The following is a 17,288-nucleotide window of genomic DNA, read 5'->3' as shown; positions in this document are numbered from 1 at the left end:
GAACCGCCCTGGGCATCACCGCGGTGGCTGAGGACCGGCCGATGCTCCTTCCGGATGCTCGTTGATCCAGGACAGGCCGCCGATGTCGAGGCGGCGCCGGGTACGGGTGACGGCTACGTAGGCCAAGCAGGCCTCCTTGTCGTCGATCCGGCGGACGGTTCCCTGCCCCGTACCGTCCGGCGGCCCGTCGGAGGGTGGGGTGAAGTCGTCGGCGATCTTCACCTGTGCCCATTCCCGGCCTTTGGCCTTGTGCGCGGTGGAGACGGTTACCTCGGCCTGGTCTTCGGGCGCGAGATGCGCCACGGCGGCCAGGATGGCGTCCGCGCCGTGGGTGTCGACCAGGTCGACCAGGGGTTGCAGATCGCGGCCGGCGGGGTCGCAGGCGGCGTAGTCCTGCAGATCGCCCCAGGTGGTGAACAGCACCAGTTCGGGGTGGGTGGTGCGGCGTCCTTCTTTGAGGTCGCGGGCTGCCAGGGCCAGAGCGCGCAGGCTGTCTCCTCCCCCGGCCAGCGCGACCCGGTGTCCGTCGGACAGCAGCTCCATGACCTGGGCCATGGCGCCGACGTTGGTACGGCACAGGACCGCGTCGGGCCGGGTGACGGGGCCGAGTTCGGTGGGCACGGCGTCGGCGCCGGTGAGACGGATGGGGGCGTCGGCCAGGTGCAGCCAGCGGTTGGCTTCCTCAGCGAGGCGGGGGCCGAAGCGGAAGGACCGGGACAGGGCGAGCTGGGTGCCGTCGAAGCCGGCCATGACGTCTTTGGCGCCGCGCCAGTGGTAGATGGCCTGGGCGGAGTCGCCGACCATGACCAGCTGGGCGTGGTCGCGTTGGGCGAGGAAGATCTTCTCGACGACGGGGTTGGTGTCCTGGGCCTCGTCCAGGAGCAGGAAGTCGGCGTCGATCTTCGGCTGAGTGAGGGCCCAGATCTTGAGGTAGTGGTCGTGGTCGAAGCGGACGGCGCCCTCGTCGGGGTGCTGCAGGTCCAGCCACGCCTTGCGGGCGAACGGGACGACGTGGGCGGCGAGTTGCGCGTGCAGGCTGGGCTCTTCCAGGCCGCGCAGCTGAGGGACGTGGTGGCGGGTGATCGTCGCGTCGGCCGTGTGGCAGAAGCGGGCCACGGTGCGCAGGGTGACATAGGAGAGGGTCTTCTGGGACAGGTCGCGGTCGCCGACACGGATGGCTTTGGTGATGCCGAGGGCTTGGCCGGTCTGCCAGGCGGGGCGGCGGGGGGGCGCCCAGGCGGCTGGTGTAGCGGTGGCCGACGGCGGCGTAGGCCAGGGCGTGGGCGGTCTTGCACAGGACGCTTTTGGGGAAGCGCCTGGTGGCGTCCTGGGCGATGGCCCGGTTGTAGGCGAGGTAGCGGCCGCGGCGCTGGGTGGCGTGGGCGAGCTGGGTCAGGGTGGTGGTCTTGCCGGTGCCCGCGCCGGCTTGCAGGGACAGGTGTTCGCCGGCATGGAAGGCGTCAGCCGCGGCGGCCTGTTCGTCGGTCGGGTTCAGCACGGCGCGGCTCCGGAGGTGCGGGTCAGGCAGCGCCCGACGGCCGCGATGAGATGGGCTGGGGTGGTGTGGGCAAGCAGGTGCTGCAGGGCTCGTTCGAGGCGGTCTGCCTCGGCGGCGGCGTGCTGGGCAAGGTCCTGGTGAACGGCCAGCTCCAGGAAGCACTGGGGTGTTTGTGCTGCTCGGTCGGCCGCTGCCCTGAGGGCGGTGTGTGCGGCGGACGCGAAGGCCACGTTGAGGAGGATCTTGCCGCTTCGGTCGGGGTAGTGCGTGGTGATGACGTCGACGGGCAGCCGTGTGCCGATCTGGCGGCGCAGTCGGGTGATGGCCTTTCGAGGGGTCTTGGCGCGTACGACGGTCATGAGCCGGGTGGCGTCGCGGTCGAGGGCGAGCCGCATCGTGCGGTCGGCGTGTTGGAGTTCGGCCGTGGTGAGGGGCCGGGTCAAAGTGATTTCCAGGGCGTGGTGCGCCATCGTCACGCCTGGTCGCCGGGGGCGTGCGGGATGCGGGTGCGGATGTGGGCTGCGTGCAGGAGGGGGTCGAAGACCTGCCATCCGGCCAGGGCGAGGTCGGCGGCGTTCGGCGCTGCGGCATGGGCGGGGCAGTGCTGGGTGCGCCAGCGCAGCTGCTCGCCGTACGGCAGGCGGCTGAGGTCGTAGACGGCCATCGGTCCGGTGGGCAGGGTGAGTTGGCCGCGCTGGGGGCCGGCGGGCAGGAGCTTCCAGATCCCTTTGGGGGTGCCGGGAGCCAGTACGGGCAGCGGACAGCGGCGGCGGTGCCGGGTCTGGGCCACACACCGAATGTCCTCGATCGGCCGGTCGGCGAGATAGCGGCCCAGCAGCAGCTGTACGACGGGACGGGCAGGCCGGGCGCTGCTGGCGTCCGGCTCGGGCGGGGGCGGCGCGGCCGGGGCGAAAACCCCTGAGTCGATCAGGCGGCGGGATCGGACGCCGAGTTGGCGGCGCATCTCCTCGACGTGGGAGGTCAGGCGGAGCGTCGGGACGCGGGCCGGGCAGAGCACGGCGTGCGGGATGCGGCACCAGGCGCTGCCGTCACCGTGCGGGTGGGCGATGCCGCAGCTCAGGTGCCAGCGGCAGGAAACGGGGACGAGGGCAGCGGCCAGTTCGGCGGGGTGCAGGGCGATGGGGCGCTGGTCTGCGCGCTGGTAGAAGTCGATGGAGTTGCCGCATGCGCGGCAGCGGCTGCTCTGGCCGGTGCGCAGCAGGCGGCTGGGGCTGGTGGCGGCCACGCGCAGCGGGCGTCGGGGTCGGGTGTCGCGGGGGCTGCCGTCCCAGCGGCATGCGGTGGAGGTGGAATTGGGGCACATGGCGGTGAAGGTGCCAGGCGGCGCGCCGCTGCGCCGGGACAGCTGCTCACGGTGTCCTGCGGATGGCGCAATCCCGGGGAACGTCCGCACGAGTGAGCGAACCTGCGATCGAGGACGGGTCGCCTGTTCAGGTGATGTCGCACCGGGGCGACGGAGGGGCCTGACGGGCGGTTCACGGTTGCGGCGTGCCGGGTGGGGTGTGGTCTGCGCAGAGGGAGCCGAGGAGTTCGTCGATGGGGACGCCGAGGGCGTGGGCGAGGGCGTGCCAGGTGGTGACGCTGCCGGTGGTGCGGCCGTGTTCCAGGTCGATGAGGGTGCGCCGGGCCAGACCGCTGCGGCGGGCGAGTTCGTCGAAGGTCCAGTTGCGCTCGACCCTCAGGCGCGCGAGCGTCACCCGCAGCGCGGCGAGGTCGGGGTCGGGCGGCAAGATCGTCACCCCACCATCCGACGGTGCAGAACCCTGCCCTGTCAGTGCAGACCTCTGCACTATTTGCTAGGGAAGGGGTGACATCGGCGGTGCGGGGATCGGCGCTGCGGAGCGCTCAGCTCCCGGCCTCCGGCGTCTGTGACGCACCCGTTCGACGGCCCGCAGATCGGAGGACAGCGAGCCCGATGAGGCTCTCCACGCACGAGACGGTGCAGCGCATCTGGACGGTTCAGCTGCACCCGCAGCCGGGCGGGCCGCTGCTGAGCTGCCCGCAATGCACGCTGCACGGCTACCGGCTGCAGGCCGCCTCAGCCCGTTCCGTCGCCCTGACGCACCTGGCCCGTCACGCCCGACGCGACGTGCTGCCCGGGCATTTGCGGACCTGTCAGTGCCGGGCCCGGAACTGCTCCTGGCACCCGCGCCACCGCGGCTGCGCCGGCCCCGTGCTCCTGGCGCTGACCTGCGACCGCAGCGGCCGCGTGTGGCGGCTGGCGGACGCATGCGCCGCCTGCGCGGCCGCCACCACCAACACCGCCGTCGTACCCGACACCCTGCTCGCCTCCACACGCCCGCGGCCGGCCGGTGCGGCAGCCCGACGCACTCGTCCCCCGCACGGACCGGGCGAGCGGCAGCGTGTCCGGGAAATGCTCACCTACCTCGGGGTGGCGCTGCCCCGCTTCTCCTCCTCCGCCGCCCGGCTGCTGGCCCTGCAGTGCGCCCTGCGCGCCGACGGCCGAGGCCGCGTCCGGCTCCCCAGCGGTCTTCTGCGCAGCATGCGGCTGCACGGCCGTGCGGAACTGTGGAGCGAACTGGAACATGTCGGGTGGCTGCGCTGTTCCGTCCCGCGGCGTCCCCACGTGGAAGCGCGTCTGCTCGATGCGGACATGCAGACCCAGACATCCGGTCGCGGCGCCCGCGCGGCGCACTGGGCCCTGCACCCTGTTCCGCTGGTCGCGCCGCGCGGGATGTCTCCCGCGGTGCAGCTCACCGCTCTGATCCTGGCAGCTCACACGTCTGACAGCTTCGGCAGTGCGGAACTCGACGTGCTTGCCCGGCTGGGCGGTCAGTCCCCGCAGCAGGTGGAGGATCTCCTTGACCAACTGGTCCGCTGCCGTCTCTTTGACGCCTGGCAGCACCTCAGGGAGCACGACGAGATCACCTGGCGTCTCCTCCCCGAACGCGGCGCACCGAACAGCGCCACACCAGGAAGGTGAGCACCTGGCAGCCTTCCCGTCCCTTCCGAAACAGTGCGGAAGGCGGCACGGCCGAGCCGCGTCCCGCCATCGTCCGGTCCCGCCACGGCGGGACGAAGAGACGTACGGCAGGTGGGCCGCACCTCCCGGTCCACGGCCGCAGGAGTCAGATCCGGTCATGTTGTTTCGAGGCAGAGTGAGACGCCATGAGACGCAGGGAGACACCGGCGGACACCCATGAACGCCAATGAACGACAACGACCGCCACCCCCCCCTGGCCAGGAGTGTCCGAGACGGGGCACCGGGTTGTTTCGGGCTCGAGGAGGAGAGCAACACTTGCCGGTATGCCGAGCTTTCAGCAGAGGAAGGCCGTGGGCGACGCACACGAAAGGCGCGTCGCCGAAGATCTCGCCCTGCGCGGATGGAACGTCAGCCCCTGGGGCCAGGGTGTGCTGACCGAGGCGGTGCGAGTCGCCCTGCGGGGCACCGAGAGTTCGCTGCGCTGGACACCCGATCTGGTGGCCGCCAAGGACCGTCAGGTGTTTCTGATCGACTGCAAGAGCCGCATGACCAGCCGCATCACCCACCGCCACGCGGTGGAGCGGGCCGCCGTCACAGCGCACCTCCTGTTCGCCGGCCGCAACGACCCCGACGACGACTGACACCTCGCGACTGGCGTGCCGCGCCAGCAGACCCTGCGGAGCGCACGACCGCAGGAGAAACAGCGTGCGGAGCACGTCGGGTACCTGCTGCAGACCGTGCTGGCCGAGCGTGCACGACGTACGCGGCACGACGCCGGGCAGGCTCTCGTCGGCCTTGTCGGTGCTAGACGGCAGCCTGGGCCGGCGTCAGCCGTCTGGCGCTCCGTCGGATAGTGGCCCCGGCACCTCGAATCTCGATGGTGGCGGAAGGACTGTTGCCTTCTTGGTTGTGACGCGTCCGGCGCGTTGGCGTCGGGCGAGCAGTCCGAAGAATGGATCCGTCCTGCCGGGGGCGTGAACGAGGAGTGCGATCGGGCCGTCGTTTGTCCGGGCGATCGCATGCATGGCAGCAACGTCTGTCTGGCTCGGTCCGGACGGAGCGGGATGGCTGTGCCATTCGCCGACGTAGCCGGTTGGATCGTCATCCGCTCGCTTGCTCAGAAACGCTGCGAGGAGAGCGTTTGCCCTGACGTCGTCGCGCACGTATCTGTGGGTGGACGCTCCCTCTCCGTCGACAACCAGGGCGTGGGTGACAAGGACGTTGGCGTCTTCCCAGTAGCCGAGAAGGAGGCCGCCCGTTTCCACGGGCAGATGCTCTGCGGTCGCGGACGTGATGGCCTCGTATGCCTCGCGGCACAGCTCGATCCGTGTGGCCGGCCGGGTCATTGAAGGCTCATTTCCGATGGGGACTGGAGATGCCGTATTTCCCCTGCGGGATGGAGGGGGCGATCGACGAGGAGGCCTATGGCGTGGCGGGCGGTTGCCGCCGCTGCCTCGATCACCGCGTGGGGCGGTGTCGGGGATATCGGACTTCCGCAGCCTGCTTCGAACAGTTGCGGTGCCTTGCTGTCTGCGTTGGTCGTCGAAGGTGGCAGCGTGGCCGTGTCGTCGAGCGGTGGCAGCACGTCGATGCGGTAAGTCCTGCCGTCGTTTTGAAGTGCCGCTGAGAGGACTCGTGTTCCCAATGACTGGGCGCTGACGTGGAGGAGCGCGGTGGTGGCGAAGTCGGCGGTGGCGTTCACGACGAGGTCGTGCTTCCCCAGATGGTCGACGGCATCGTCGCCCGACGTAAGTGCGCAGTCGATGACGTCGATTCCGCTGGCCAGCGTCTCGTCATATCTGACGAGGTGCTGCTTGACCGCGTGGACTTTCGGCAGTCCGACCGCGTCGGGTCCCACAAGGTGGCGGACAAGATTTCCCGGTGTGACGACATCGCCGTCGACAAGAGTGAGGTGACGGACCCCGGAGCGCACCAGCATGTCGGCGATGAACGAGCCCAAGGCACCGACGCCGACAATCGCGACTGTGCATCCACGCAGTTCGGGAGCGAGGAGTCCTGCGCGAGCCGACCTGGCCGCCTCGGTGTCTGCGCCCGAGCGTAGACGTGTGACAGCAGTACTGCCGTCCTTCGTGGGCGCTACGTCCAGCACGATCGCACCCTTGTGGGTGCCGCGCCGGTAGACCAGCACGACAACCGCGACCGAGCGCTGCCGGATTCTGCGGTCCAAGTCCGCGCTTGAGTCGATCCGGGCGGAGATGTCTGCCCACGTCCGCGGCGGTACGTCGACGTCGCCGAGATCGGCGACGTATCCGAAACGGTCCTTGCTGTGCTTGAGGGCTTTCCTGGGACGGGTGCCGTGCCTGATCCGCATGGTGCCGTTCCTGGACGGGCTGAAGCGGACAGAGCGGTTGAGGTACTGGCCGAGGTCGTCGTAGAGGTAGAGGCGCCGGTCCGCGGACGGCTGGAAGTACCGGTCGAGATCCAGGTCGGGGCGATCGTCCGTCCAGCCGTTGTCCGCGTGCTCGAACCACGCCGTGACGTGTTCGAGGAACGCGGGTGCGTCCGTCCACCACAGCCCGTCGTGATCGTCGTCGGCGACCAGGCACAGGGTGCCGTCCAGCTCGCGGTGCCAGGACCAGGGGACGGCGTCGTGATCGACCGGCGCAACCCGCGGTGGACGGAACGGAAAGCGGGGCGGCAAGACGATCACCACACGGGTCGTGCCCGCCGCGTGCTGGACCGGTCCCTGCCATCCCGCTTCGACCTCGCGGAACCCGGCGCGGATGAGGCCTTCCTCGAAGTGCTGCCGTGAGTAGGCGACATATTCGTCGAGACTTTCGGAACTCACCCAAAGGTCCGCTTGCCGGCGGGCACGACGCGGGCGCCGGCCGAGATCGCGGACGCGCGCTTGCTGCCGTCCTCGTTGAAGCCGGGCGGCATCGGGAACACCGTGTCTCCGTCGCCGTTCTTTCCCAGCAGCTTCCGGAATGCAAGCGCGGCCTTGCCTTCGTCCTCCTGGCCGAGCGCAGCTTCCGCCGACGCTGCGGCGTCGGCGAACCGTGTACGTGCGGCGTCCAGTTCTTCGTCGGTCGCGCGGATGCGGATGGTTTCTCCGGGCAGCGTGGGATCTTTCACCGCGATGCCGTGGTCCACGAAGTCATTGATGATCGTGCTGACCTGCCGGAGCGCGGAGACGTAGTACTCCGCATGATCGTTCCCCGAGACGGCGCCGGAGTCGAACGCCTGGTAGGCGGCCATCTCGATGAAGAATCCGCCGGGCTTCTTCTTGCCGAGCAGAGCACGACGGGTCTGGCGGAGCAGTTTGACGGTCGGTACGTAGTAGTCGTCGTGGTCCGCATTCATGGCGCTGGACAGGGAGGTCAGTCCGTCGGGGTTGGTGCGCACCCACTTGTTCGCATCGCCCTTCTGCGGGATCTCCCAGGTCCCGTCACCGTACGGACGGGCGGGCACGGCATCGACATAGAGGTCGTACTCCGGGAAGGAGACCTGCAGACTCCGGTCCTGACGCTTGGTACGCCGGTGGCCGTCGGAGTCGGTGCCGAACTCCGCATGCAGGACCTTGAAGAACCTGTCGAGGATGTCCGTCGAGGTGACGTTCCCCGGGACATCGTCAAGGCGCACGAACACGTCAACGTCCTTGATCCTGCGGATGGACACGTTGCGCTTGTAGGAGCCGATCAGCACGGGGCTGACACCGTATTCGGCGAGCTTCGAGTCGGCCTCGAGGGCATCGCGGACGAGGCGGTGAGCCTCTGGTGCGTTGGTCTTGTCGTCGCGGGGCTCGATGGAGCTCAGCGCATCCTTGAACTGCTGCTTGAGGTGAGCCATCGGGCCCTCCGATCCTAGGTGTGACTGCATTGGGCAGCGCTGAGCCCGGCTCGCACCGCTGACCGGGCCAGGCCGGCCTGGGGAAGGAGACGCGCAACCTCGTTGAGGGCCCTTGGGGACGCGTCGAACATCTCGCCAGTCCGCATGCGTTGTGCCTCCTCGGGCGCGTCGTCCAGCCCGACTGCGCGCCGCAGCCTCCGGCTCCCGGGTGGGAGTTCGGCGGCCGCGGGCAAACATCTACGGCTGCTCGTTGACCACAGTACGACCTACCACTGACAAACCCTCCCGCACCAGGACCAGATGATCATTTACGGCGACCTTCATGCGCACCAGGCCGTGTGGTTTGTGCAGGTGAGAGTCGCTCTTCAGACCACTGTCGCACTTTGAGACCCAGTCAGGCCCGGGTCCAGGGCCCATGCGGGCCAGGGCCGACGGCGGGGGAAAATGATGTGGACGTCCGGGAAAGACGCACTCCGCACATCTTCCGGCGGGCACACGGGATTTCGACCGGAGGCTGGGGGTACGTGTGAGGTGGCATGGGCAGCTGAGGCGGCTGCTGCTCTCCCGGGAAGGCGGCGGCACCGTCCTGATGGCGGCCTCCACGGCCATCGCACTCGGTGTCGTACCGAGCATCCTGGAACAGTGGACCAAGCGGCAGTGGGTATTCGTCGCGGTCTTCGTCGGCGCTCTCGTCCTGGTGCTGGCGGGGTGGGTGCTGCAGCGCCCCCGTGGACTCGGCGTGGTGGTCAGCCTGTACCCGGTGGACCGCACGCAGGTCTCGCGGGTGGCGGCGCTGAAGAACGCTTCCCGCGCCGCGCACAGCGCGACGCTGGTAATCGATCGCGCGGTCCTGTGGCCCGGCGAGCACTCCGGGCAAGGCCGTTCGGATGTCGCCGACTTCGTGGCCAGGCTCATCGATGCACAGATTGAAGAGTTGCACGCGGCCGGCCGGGCAGAGCCCGAGGTCGCGCTGTACGTACTTGCTCACCTACAGGACGGCTTCCTTCTGGGTCGGCGCCTGGCCGATGATGCCCAGCTGTCGCTGGCGATCATGCATCTGTCGCAGCAGACCGAGCGCTCGGTCCTTCTCGGAGTCCACCTGGGCAGTTCGCTGCGTACCGCGCTCAACTCCGACCAGCGCGGACATCTGAGTTCGCGCCTGGCTGCTCCCGCACCCAGGCGACCGCATCTGGTGGAAATCCCCGCCGCAGCCGGACAGCAGCGTCACCGGATCGCGCTGATCGTACGTCTGGCGTCGGCCGGCTCCATGGTCGACGACGCCCGTCACGTCGCGGCGACCGGCCAGGTCGCCTACGGGCCAGAGCACCACACCGGCTACCAGCTCCCGCTCCAGGGCCCGGACCATGCGAACGGTCCTTGTGGCGCCTACCTCGTCATCGACACCGGCAACGCCTACCTTCCGGACGATTCCGCCCTCTACGCTGCGGTGACCACCTACGTCTGGGAGTGCTGGCAAACAGCCCGACAGGAATGGGCGCAGCGTCTGGGCGACACCACTGCGGTGGAGGGGCTGCTGTTCTTCCACGGCCCGCTGCCCGTCGCCGTCGCGCTGGGCTGGCTGACGGCCCGCGACCGCCTCACCCTGGTGCACCACGACCTGCACCTGGCGCGCGGCACGACGACGCCTCCGGCGGCGGGACCGTAGGGGCTTGCCGGGCCCTCATGCGTCGATGACGAAGGCCTTCTCGTACACCTGCTGGGCGTTGACGTCCTCGTACACGGTGGTGGGGCGCAGCCGGTTCCACCGGTTGCCCAGCAGCAGGGCCAGGCCCATGGGGCCGGCCTGAAAGAGGTGGATCGCGCGATGTGCGCGGCAGGCACGGCGCAGCAGGTCCCGGATACCGACCGCCAACGCGCTGGCCGCGGCCGCGTCCGGGATGGAGTTGTCCTTCGCCCCACCGGGCGGCCGCAGGACCAGCAGCCGGGAGACGGGCACCTGCTGCTCACGCAGGAAGTCCAGCACGTCCTGCGTCGGGTCGGTGGCGACCGCGACAGCCACGGCGAGATCCGGTCCAAGGCCCAGGGCGTGCTCATCGACGGCCGGCGTCAGCGGGGTCTCGTACTCTGCAGCGGATGACCACAGCTGCTCACGCTGAGCGACAGCAAGGTCGGAGCCGGCCACCATGCGAAAGGCGGCACCGACCACGAACGCGGGTGCCAGACGCAGGCTGCCGGTGACAGCAACCGTGGTGGTGCCCGGCGGCATCCGATACGGCGCGGCCTCGATGTCCGCCTGCAACTGCGCCCAGGTGGCCGGGGCCAGCGGACGCCGCTTCACATAGGGTGAGGCCCCCTCGAAGCGGTCCACCCAGTCCAGGGCGTAGTCGGCATCCTCCGCCATGGGATCCGGCTTCAAGGTGGCGATGGACAGCACCGGACGTGACGAGCCAGCTTCCAGGCGCAGAACCCGGATCGCCTCCCTGATGTCCGCCAGGGACAACCGGCGCTGTCCATCGGCGACCTGACGGGCCACCCAGTCCGCACCGGAGTGCATGGCCTCCTCGCTGAACCGAAGTCCTGCAGCGAACATCAGCATCTGCAAGTGCTCATGCAGGTGCATCACGTCCCGTGCCAGGTCGAAGCGCAGCACCTTCAGCAGGTCCAGCAGCCTCTCCTCGCTCAGCCCGGCACCGTCGGCCCAACGCCTGCGGGCCTGCCCCTTCCTCGACCCCGGGCCCTGCTGAGCCGCCTTCGGAAGCAGAAGCTGGGTGCGGGAGTCCCGCAGTGAGATCAGCGGGTCTTCGGAGTCCGGGGACCGGTTGCTCAGCAACGCAAGATCCACCGGAGTGCCGTCCTCGGTAAGCTGCTGCCAGGCCTGCGCCATCTTCCGCAGGATCGACGGGCCCCCACGATCGCTGAGCTTGAGCAGGTAATCCTCGCTGACCGGAGTGGAGCTATCTGCGGCGTACTTGACCTGCATGTAGGTGTGCGGCGGCACCTGCCGGTACAAGACGACGTCGTCCAAGTTCCCCGCGTCGTCGACCTCGACGCCGACCGCCACCACCGGGTTGGACGCATGCAGCGCCGCATCCCGCACCGCGGCAACACACCCCTGCCACGCAGCCAGCCACTGGTAGCGGTCACCAGCAATACGGACACCCGTTGAACTCGGGGCAGGCAGGTCAGGCACCGAAACGATCTCCCAGGCGTCGGGCCGCCGCACTTACGGCCAGCGTGCTCAGCAGATCATCGCCGCAAACAGGGACGATCCGAAAGCCCTCACACCTACCAGTCGCCGGGCAGGGCACAGACTCCCCGCCCGCCCACCCGCATAGCAGAGGCCCCGAAAACCCTCCCCGGCCGCTGCTTCATACCGCGTCCGAGAGCAGTTGATGTGCGTCCGGACTAAGTTGCGGCGTACCAGCACAGTGGACCTCAAATCAAAGAAGCAGCAGGTCAGACGTTCCAGAGAGCAGTCCGGCTCTAGTCGAAATGCCGCAGGCCAGAAGCTTTCAAGTAGCCGATGCAGGCCTCATCTGCTGCTGGTCGTGACAGGGAGTTCACACCGTGGCGTATATGAGCACCTACGAAGGTCAGGCGGAGCGCAACGCGGACCGGGCGGCCCACCGTCAGGGCGAGGAGCAGACCGACGCGATCGGGGAGGGCCTGGCGGCCGTCGCCTACGCCCTGCTGGAGGTCGCCGCGTGACCACACCGAGGCCCAGCGGTAGCCGCGCGGGGGCCGCAGGCCACAACCTGCGGCCGGCATGACAGCGGTGGATGATGAGGCTTTCTGAATTCCCCCCACCCGCGCTCGGGCCGTTACTCATACATGCTCTTGTTCCCTACCCAGTTACAGGCTGGTGCCCGGAGCTTGGCGCCGTACCCGTATCACGCGGTCGGCGGCCCTTGCTCAGGGGTCAGTCGCGCTGCGCGTGCAGACGCCAGGCTTCGACCCGCTCCCACGGAACGGTGCTACCAGGAACGCCAGCCTGGACCCGCACCGTGTCGAGGCCGATGGTCTCGATCATCCTGCGCATGATCTCCTGTCCCTTGCCCACGGAAGGGTCCACCCAGTACGGCGAGATCCCGTACTCACCAATCATGTCCAGGTCTATGTAGGGCTCCAGATCCAGAACGCCATGGGTGGCTCGGTACCACTGGTCGACGTCCACATAAGGGTCACCGCCGTATTCCACCGTTGTCATCGCAGCCCAAACCATCCAGCCGGGCCGAGCAGCCAGCTCTCGCGCCACCGACCACTCAAGCCGTCCTTCGTGCTTGCCGTCGGGTAGGCCGTTGGCAAGCAAAAGCAGCCGCTCGCGCCCGTTCCAGGCGAGCATCAGAACCAAGGGGGTCAGGTCCTCCACATACCCGGCCCCGACATCGTCGGGGTCCCAGGCCACCACAGTCGCGGCCTCGGCTTCCAGCACCATCCGACATAGTTGGGCTGCCGACTTTTGAGCCAGAGATACTGTCTCGGTGTAGCCACCCTGGGGCATCTGAGCTTGCGGCAGAAATCGAGCCAGGCCCTCGGACTCCAGCTGACTCTTGACCCGGCTTTCGATCACCGAGGCCGAGGCGTGGTCCGGCATCAGTACGGCCCGGTAGACATCCCAGCCCTTCGCCAAGTGACCGGATATCCGGCCGGCCCGGGCCATGCCCTTCCCAACCTTCGCGGCCCGAAGGCGCCGGTGCACCATGACGTAGACGTAGGTCGGCTCAGTCAGCACGATGGACCCTCGTCTGCGGGGCTCGGGTATCACTCGGAGGTCTCCTTGCAAGGGCTCCGCGCTGCGGGCACCAGGGTGGCCGACTCGACAAGGCTACGGTCGGGGTGCACGAAGACCACCCGCGCGCGTCAGTGGGCTACGAGGTCCTGGAGTTGGTGGGCCAGGTCGGGGCTTGGCTGTGGGATGGCGCCGAAGCCGTCAAGGGTGGCGACGGTCAGGTCGTCGACGGCATCTTTGACCGCCTCCTGCGGCACGGCGGCCGCGATGTCGGGCAGGTCGAGGTAGACGGCCATGCCGGCCGGGCCCGGGACGGTGGTATCGACAACCTGATGAGCGACGGGCGCGTACTGCCAGGGCTCACTTTCCAGAGCCATGATCTGCTCGGCCCAGTACCGGGCGTCGCGCATGTCACCGCGGTGCAGGTGCAGCAGGTGCAGGCACACGGCGCTGGTCGCCTGGCCGCCACCGGCGGCGTACTCGAGCCAGAACTGCGCGCCTTCCTCGTAGTCGGCCAGCAGCAGAAGGCAGGCGAAGGCGAGGGCGCCGCCGGGGTCGCGGGTGGTGTCGAAGCGGGCGATGCGGCGGGCGGCGTCGTCGTCGTGAATGACGCCCTGGCACAGGGCGCGTAAGTCGTGGCCGGCCTGTTCGTGCAGCATCAGCCGGTGCGCGGGGCGCCGGCCCGTCCCGGGGCCGACCATGGCCTGGGTCCAGCGCAGCTCGTGGAGCTGTTCGGTGATGCGGCGGCGGGAGGCCTCGAGGTGAGCGGTGGTGTAGGCGCCTTCGCGGATACGGGCCTGGTCGAGGGCTTCGGTCAGGGTGCGCGGCTGGTGGGGGCGCATCTCACTCCTCATCGTCGGGGTCCTCGCCGAACTGCAGTCCCAGACCTGCGGCCAGGTGCCGCTTGGCAGCGCGGCGGGTGGAGCGCACCGTGGCCTCGCACACGCCCATGACCAGTGCGGTCCGCTTGGTGGTGAAGCCCAGGGCGTACTGCAGGACCATGACATCAAACTGGCGCTCCGGCAGCCGGGCTATCGCCGCATAAAGACCCAGACCCTCTTCGAGTTCGCTCACTTGTGCCCGGAATGCGGAACGGAAGCCGTGAAGGATCGGAGCGCAGGCCGCACGGGTGGCGCGTTCGAAGGCCAGGGTCTCCAGCGCCGCCGGCTCACGGCCCTGGTCCGCGAGTGCGACGGCGACGCGCTCCTTGAGCAGCCGCCAGGCGAATGCCTCCGGGCTCTCGCGTTCGGTGACCTGCTGCCAGATCACTGCCAGGAAGACAAACGTCTGGTCGACGAGACGGTCGGCCAAGCCGTGCTCGCCCAGCTGCACGTAGGCGTACTCGAAATACGCCTGGTGGTACAGCTCATGGAAGGCCCAGAAGGCCGGCGGCATTACCTCGCTGGGCTCGCACACGGCCCGGTCCTCGCCGTCGGGGGGCTGTCCGGTCATCGGCCGCCCCCGGCGTCCTCATGACGGGTGGCGTCGGTCCGGACGGACAGCTGCTCCTTGAGGAGCGTCTGCGCACCCACGCGGACCCCCACACCCAGCAGGCGCCGCACTCCGGCGCACGCATCGGGCGCGTAGGCCCGCGCTGCGGCGGCGGAAGCCAGCACGAGGCTGGCGACGTCGTCCAGTGTCACGGTGTTTCCTTCGTTCTCGTGCAGCACCGGACGCCGCTCATCGCGCCTTTCAACTACCGGTGCCTGAAGCCTCGTTGCTCCTGATCATCAGCAAACAACCTCACCCCCACCGATCGTGCAGAGCTCTCACCATGAGATTTTTACGGAAGATGACGCTCCGGTTACAGCAAATTCGTGTGCGTATTCGCATCCGCCTCCCCCACCCCGCGCCACCTTTTCCGCCACCCCCGCCACCTGCGCCGCCGCCACCCAACGGGACGACCGACCCGTTTTGCGCAAATTCACCCACCCATCCCGACCCCAACACTGTGACTCAACTCACATGTCGCCGTGTGCCGCCAAGACTCAAGAAGGTGGCTGCGGCTGCCTTGCCGGGCTTCCGCCCCTCAACGTCCGCCCCCTCCCCCCTGCCGTCGACGGCACGATGCCCAGTGCCACGCGGCTGGACCTCCAGTCGGAGGCTGCAGCACGACTTCGCGTAGCAGACGCAGTACGCCGCCCCACTACGCAAGGAGCGCAACGGGGCCCTACGCGCGGCGGCCTGCGTCATCGACATCGGTGAACTCCACCTCCAGGCCGTGGGCGCAGCGCCCGCCGTCGGCGGAAATAGGCCTCGCCGAGGCTCTCGGCGGTGATGGCGCGCAGCTGCTGCTCGGTGGCGCCGGCGGCCTGGGCGTCGAAGATGCGGGCTGCGTAGGCAGGGGACAGGGCGAGAGTGAGGTGCCGGATGCGGGCATCGTCGGTGGTGCCGGGTGCAGCGGTGAACCCGAACCGGGCGCGGGGGTCGATGATGATGCCGGTGCTGGTGGCGGCCTGCTTCCGGGCCTGCTCGCGGACGCGGGGCTGCCAGCGGGCGCGGACGGCGTCCGCCAGACGCCCGGCAAGGTCGGCGACCAACGCGAAGGGCACCTGCGAGTCCCGAGGAGCCACATCGAGACCATCGTCATCGGCGGCCGCGAGGACGGCGGTAGCGACGGTGAGAAGGCGGAGACGGAGGAACACCGTCTGCGACTAGAAGCATGGGTCAGCAACCAGCGCTCCAGAGCCGCGTCCCTGTCGCCGGAGCGGGTCGTGCAACGGTACTGGGTGGCGGCGGTGAGGTTGAGGGCCCATTTGTCGGCTTGGTCCCAGCGGTTGTCGAGCGCTACGTAAAAGACCAGATCCGCCAGCCCCGCGCTGTTGGACGCGGACGTGGGCGTAGAGGTCGATGGCGTCGGTGAGGTGGTCCCATTCGTCGCCGTCGAGGCGGGCCGAGTATGTCGGGGCCGGCACGGTAGTGGCGTCGTCGATAGTCGCCGATGGCGGTCAAGAGCTTGATGTTCGTCCTGTTCGTCGACGTCCTCGCCGGGCGCGGTGATCTCCTTCAAGGGACCTCCGCCTCGTCCAGGACGACCCGGCGCAGCCCGTCGTCCGCAGTGCGTTCCGCCGCCTCAGCCAGCCGGGTCACGAACGACAGGGGCAGCCGGGGGGGACGTGGTCGAGGAGACCGGACACCCAAGCGGCGACGTCGTCACGGGTGAAGGGGATTTCGACCTCCGGCAGCCACCAGATCCGCTCGAACCGGGGCCTGGGCCGGGTTCGCCCGTGCGACGGTGGAGGATTGGCTTGGCGTCCTGGCCTGCTTCCAGCCGCCGTCCGAACGGGACAGCGATGACGGTGCCACCCACCGCACCCTGGCCCTGGCCGTACTGCAGGGCGCCCTGCTCGACCTCCTCGTCACCAACGACGACAAGCGGCTCACCGAGGCCGTACTGCGCCAGCTCGCCCTGCTGCGCGACGGCAGCGCACACGGCTGACGGACCGGCTCGCTTCCGCGGCGGCATCGCCGGGCCCCACGGTCTACCCTTCTGGCTCCAGCGGTTCGGTCAAGGTTTTCTCCACTGTCGGAGGCCGACTTCCCGGTTCTCGATCCGTCCCGGGACTCAGAAAAGGGCGAAGACTCCGATCGGCCGCTCTGGCCGGTTATGGCCTCGTGTTGACCGAGGCGTAGTCGGCGAGCGAGGACTCCAGCAGCCCGAAGGCGCGGTCCGCCTCCGCGATGACGGTGGCGGAGATTCGGGCCTTGTCCTGGCCGGTGAGGGTGAGTTCCTGGATGCGCTGGAACAGGGTGCGGTGCACGGCGCCGAGCAGGGCGGCGGCGGTGCGGGGGGTGATGTCGCCGCGGGGTGTGCCGGTGGCGTCCGCCAAGGCGTCGGCCAAGGCGGTCTCTCGCAGGTCGTGCAGGTCACGCAGGCGGGCCGAGAGGGTGGGGCTGTCGGCGATCATGCGGGCGAAGCCGGGGCCGGAGAATCCGGCGACCGGGTCGGCCGCGGCGGCCGCGTCGGCGAAGGCACGGCGCAGGGCTGCCAGGGCGGACTCACCTGCTTGACGGCCGGTCACCGTACCGGCCAGGGAGGCGACGAAGGCGTCCTGGTGGTCCAGGGCCAGGTCCTCTTTGCGCGGGAAGTAGTTGGTCACCGTCTTCTTCGCCACCCGCGCAGCGGCGGCGATTTCGGCGATGGTGGTCTGCTCGAATCCCTGGCTGAGGAACAGGTCGGTGGCGACGTCGGAGATGAGTTGCCGGGTCTCTTGCTTCTTCGCTTCTCGCAGCCCTGGGGGCGCGGGCGGGGTGGCGTCGCGCGTCATGGAAGGAATCTTACCCTCGTGGCATTTTTATGTTGACACGACCGAGGGGGAGCGACG

16 protein-coding genes and 3 pseudogenes are annotated in these 17,288 nt (G+C 69.1%); 5 read left to right on the top strand and 14 right to left on the bottom strand.

Features of this window, described 5'->3' with window-relative positions; translation table 11 throughout:
• Positions 1 to 15: 15 nt before the first annotated feature.
• The 4 genes and pseudogenes from ACFVVO_RS34740 to ACFVVO_RS34725 all read right to left on the bottom strand — a co-directional run bounded on the left by ACFVVO_RS34740 (position 16) and on the right by ACFVVO_RS34725 (position 3,258).
• Positions 16 to 1,495 (bottom strand): annotated as a pseudogene (locus ACFVVO_RS34740) (UvrD-helicase domain-containing protein).
• Entirely contained in the window at positions 1,492 to 1,968 is a 477-nt protein-coding gene (locus ACFVVO_RS34735; RefSeq protein WP_390060408.1) for a hypothetical protein, read from the bottom strand. Before ACFVVO_RS34735 ends, ACFVVO_RS34740 begins: the two are co-directional and overlap by 4 nt.
• A 2-nt stretch (positions 1,969 to 1,970) precedes the next feature.
• The gene (locus ACFVVO_RS34730) at positions 1,971 to 2,822 is read right to left on the bottom strand and encodes a DUF6083 domain-containing protein (protein ID WP_390060406.1); all 852 of its coding nucleotides are present in this window, start codon (positions 2,820 to 2,822) and stop codon (positions 1,971 to 1,973) included.
• Positions 2,823 to 2,994: 172 nt separating this feature from the next.
• Positions 2,995 to 3,258, bottom strand: a complete 264-nt coding sequence (locus ACFVVO_RS34725) for a helix-turn-helix transcriptional regulator (protein ID WP_390060404.1) — start codon at positions 3,256 to 3,258, stop codon at positions 2,995 to 2,997.
• Positions 3,259 to 3,434: 176 nt separating this feature from the next.
• Between ACFVVO_RS34725 and ACFVVO_RS34720 the strand changes: the two genes are divergently transcribed.
• Positions 3,435 to 4,463 (top strand): hypothetical protein, encoded by a 1,029-nt coding sequence (locus ACFVVO_RS34720; RefSeq protein WP_390060403.1) that lies wholly within the window; start codon positions 3,435 to 3,437, stop codon positions 4,461 to 4,463.
• A gap of 350 nt (positions 4,464 to 4,813) precedes the next feature.
• Positions 4,814 to 5,104, top strand: a complete 291-nt coding sequence (locus ACFVVO_RS34715; RefSeq protein ID WP_390060402.1) for a hypothetical protein — start codon at positions 4,814 to 4,816, stop codon at positions 5,102 to 5,104.
• Positions 5,105 to 5,290: 186 nt separating this feature from the next.
• Here the strand turns inward: ACFVVO_RS34715 and ACFVVO_RS34710 are convergent, their stop codons facing one another.
• Genes ACFVVO_RS34710 through ACFVVO_RS34700 form a run of 3 tightly spaced genes read right to left on the bottom strand, consistent with a single transcriptional unit; the run spans position 5,291 to position 8,273 of the window.
• The gene (locus ACFVVO_RS34710; RefSeq protein ID WP_390060401.1) at positions 5,291 to 5,809 is read right to left on the bottom strand and encodes a Mov34/MPN/PAD-1 family protein; all 519 of its coding nucleotides are present in this window, start codon (positions 5,807 to 5,809) and stop codon (positions 5,291 to 5,293) included.
• Positions 5,806 to 7,272: a ThiF family adenylyltransferase gene (locus tag ACFVVO_RS34705; protein WP_390060400.1), complete on the bottom strand. Its 1,467-nt coding sequence runs from the start codon at positions 7,270 to 7,272 to the stop codon at positions 5,806 to 5,808. Before ACFVVO_RS34705 ends, ACFVVO_RS34710 begins: the two co-directional genes overlap by 4 nt.
• Positions 7,269 to 8,273, bottom strand: a complete 1,005-nt coding sequence (locus ACFVVO_RS34700) for a nucleotidyltransferase (RefSeq protein WP_390060399.1) — start codon at positions 8,271 to 8,273, stop codon at positions 7,269 to 7,271. Before ACFVVO_RS34700 ends, ACFVVO_RS34705 begins: the two co-directional genes overlap by 4 nt.
• A 589-nt stretch (positions 8,274 to 8,862) precedes the next feature.
• Here ACFVVO_RS34700 and ACFVVO_RS34695 point away from each other — a divergent pair.
• Positions 8,863 to 9,939, top strand: a complete 1,077-nt coding sequence (locus ACFVVO_RS34695) for a hypothetical protein (protein ID WP_390060398.1) — start codon at positions 8,863 to 8,865, stop codon at positions 9,937 to 9,939.
• A 15-nt stretch (positions 9,940 to 9,954) separates the two neighbouring features.
• Here the strand turns inward: ACFVVO_RS34695 and ACFVVO_RS34690 are convergent, their stop codons facing one another.
• A complete protein-coding gene (locus ACFVVO_RS34690; RefSeq protein WP_390060397.1) occupies positions 9,955 to 11,457 on the bottom strand; it encodes an SAVED domain-containing protein in 1,503 nt (500 codons plus the stop codon).
• A gap of 353 nt (positions 11,458 to 11,810) precedes the next feature.
• On the opposite strand from ACFVVO_RS34690, the gene ACFVVO_RS34685 reads away from it, so the two are divergent.
• The gene (locus tag ACFVVO_RS34685; RefSeq protein ID WP_390060396.1) at positions 11,811 to 11,942 is read left to right on the top strand and encodes a hypothetical protein; all 132 of its coding nucleotides are present in this window, start codon (positions 11,811 to 11,813) and stop codon (positions 11,940 to 11,942) included.
• 211 nt (positions 11,943 to 12,153) lie between these two features.
• Here ACFVVO_RS34685 and ACFVVO_RS34680 read toward each other — a convergent pair whose 3' ends face one another.
• The 5 genes and pseudogenes from ACFVVO_RS34680 to tpg form a co-directional block, all read right to left on the bottom strand.
• The gene (locus ACFVVO_RS34680; protein WP_390060395.1) at positions 12,154 to 12,966 is read right to left on the bottom strand and encodes a hypothetical protein; all 813 of its coding nucleotides are present in this window, start codon (positions 12,964 to 12,966) and stop codon (positions 12,154 to 12,156) included.
• Between the two features lie 128 nt (positions 12,967 to 13,094).
• Entirely contained in the window at positions 13,095 to 13,805 is a 711-nt protein-coding gene (locus ACFVVO_RS34675; RefSeq protein WP_390060393.1) for a hypothetical protein, read from the bottom strand.
• A gap of 1 nt (position 13,806) precedes the next feature.
• Complete coding sequence (locus ACFVVO_RS34670) at positions 13,807 to 14,415, bottom strand: RNA polymerase sigma factor (protein ID WP_390060391.1); 609 nt, start codon at positions 14,413 to 14,415, stop codon at positions 13,807 to 13,809.
• Positions 14,412 to 14,633, bottom strand: coding sequence for a hypothetical protein (locus ACFVVO_RS34665; RefSeq protein ID WP_390060389.1), 222 nt, complete (start codon positions 14,631 to 14,633; stop codon positions 14,412 to 14,414). Before ACFVVO_RS34665 ends, ACFVVO_RS34670 begins: the two co-directional genes overlap by 4 nt.
• A 500-nt stretch (positions 14,634 to 15,133) precedes the next feature.
• Positions 15,134 to 15,494: pseudogene (gene tpg / locus ACFVVO_RS34660) on the bottom strand (telomere-protecting terminal protein Tpg); the annotation flags it as partial.
• Between the two features lie 674 nt (positions 15,495 to 16,168).
• Between tpg and ACFVVO_RS34655 the strand changes: the two are divergent.
• Positions 16,169 to 16,402: pseudogene (locus tag ACFVVO_RS34655) on the top strand (TetR/AcrR family transcriptional regulator); the annotation flags it as partial.
• Between the two features lie 166 nt (positions 16,403 to 16,568).
• Here the strand turns inward: ACFVVO_RS34655 and ACFVVO_RS34650 are convergent.
• A complete protein-coding gene (locus ACFVVO_RS34650; protein ID WP_390060387.1) occupies positions 16,569 to 17,231 on the bottom strand; it encodes a TetR/AcrR family transcriptional regulator in 663 nt (220 codons plus the stop codon).
• Positions 17,232 to 17,288 lie beyond the last annotated feature (57 nt).

Source organism: Streptomyces sp. NPDC058145 (assembly GCF_042884245.1).
GTDB lineage: Bacteria > Actinomycetota > Actinomycetes > Streptomycetales > Streptomycetaceae > Streptomyces.
The sequence above is the reverse complement of the archived record's forward strand: the minus strand, read 5'-3'. Positions and strand labels throughout refer to the sequence as shown.

Coding starts and splice junctions, on each gene's coding strand:
- ACFVVO_RS34735 (WP_390060408.1), bottom strand. CDS start 1,968: ATGGCGCACCACGCCCTGGAAATCACTTTGACCCGGCCCCTCACCACG.
- ACFVVO_RS34730 (WP_390060406.1), bottom strand. CDS start 2,822: ATGTGCCCCAATTCCACCTCCACCGCATGCCGCTGGGACGGCAGCCCC.
- ACFVVO_RS34720 (WP_390060403.1), top strand. CDS start 3,435: ATGAGGCTCTCCACGCACGAGACGGTGCAGCGCATCTGGACGGTTCAG.
- ACFVVO_RS34710 (WP_390060401.1), bottom strand. CDS start 5,809: ATGACCCGGCCGGCCACACGGATCGAGCTGTGCCGCGAGGCATACGAG.
- ACFVVO_RS34700 (WP_390060399.1), bottom strand. CDS start 8,273: ATGGCTCACCTCAAGCAGCAGTTCAAGGATGCGCTGAGCTCCATCGAG.
- ACFVVO_RS34695 (WP_390060398.1), top strand. CDS start 8,863: ATGGCGGCCTCCACGGCCATCGCACTCGGTGTCGTACCGAGCATCCTG.
- ACFVVO_RS34685 (WP_390060396.1), top strand. CDS start 11,811: ATGAGCACCTACGAAGGTCAGGCGGAGCGCAACGCGGACCGGGCGGCC.
- ACFVVO_RS34675 (WP_390060393.1), bottom strand. CDS start 13,805: ATGCGCCCCCACCAGCCGCGCACCCTGACCGAAGCCCTCGACCAGGCC.
- ACFVVO_RS34670 (WP_390060391.1), bottom strand. CDS start 14,415: ATGACCGGACAGCCCCCCGACGGCGAGGACCGGGCCGTGTGCGAGCCC.
- ACFVVO_RS34650 (WP_390060387.1), bottom strand. CDS start 17,231: ATGACGCGCGACGCCACCCCGCCCGCGCCCCCAGGGCTGCGAGAAGCG.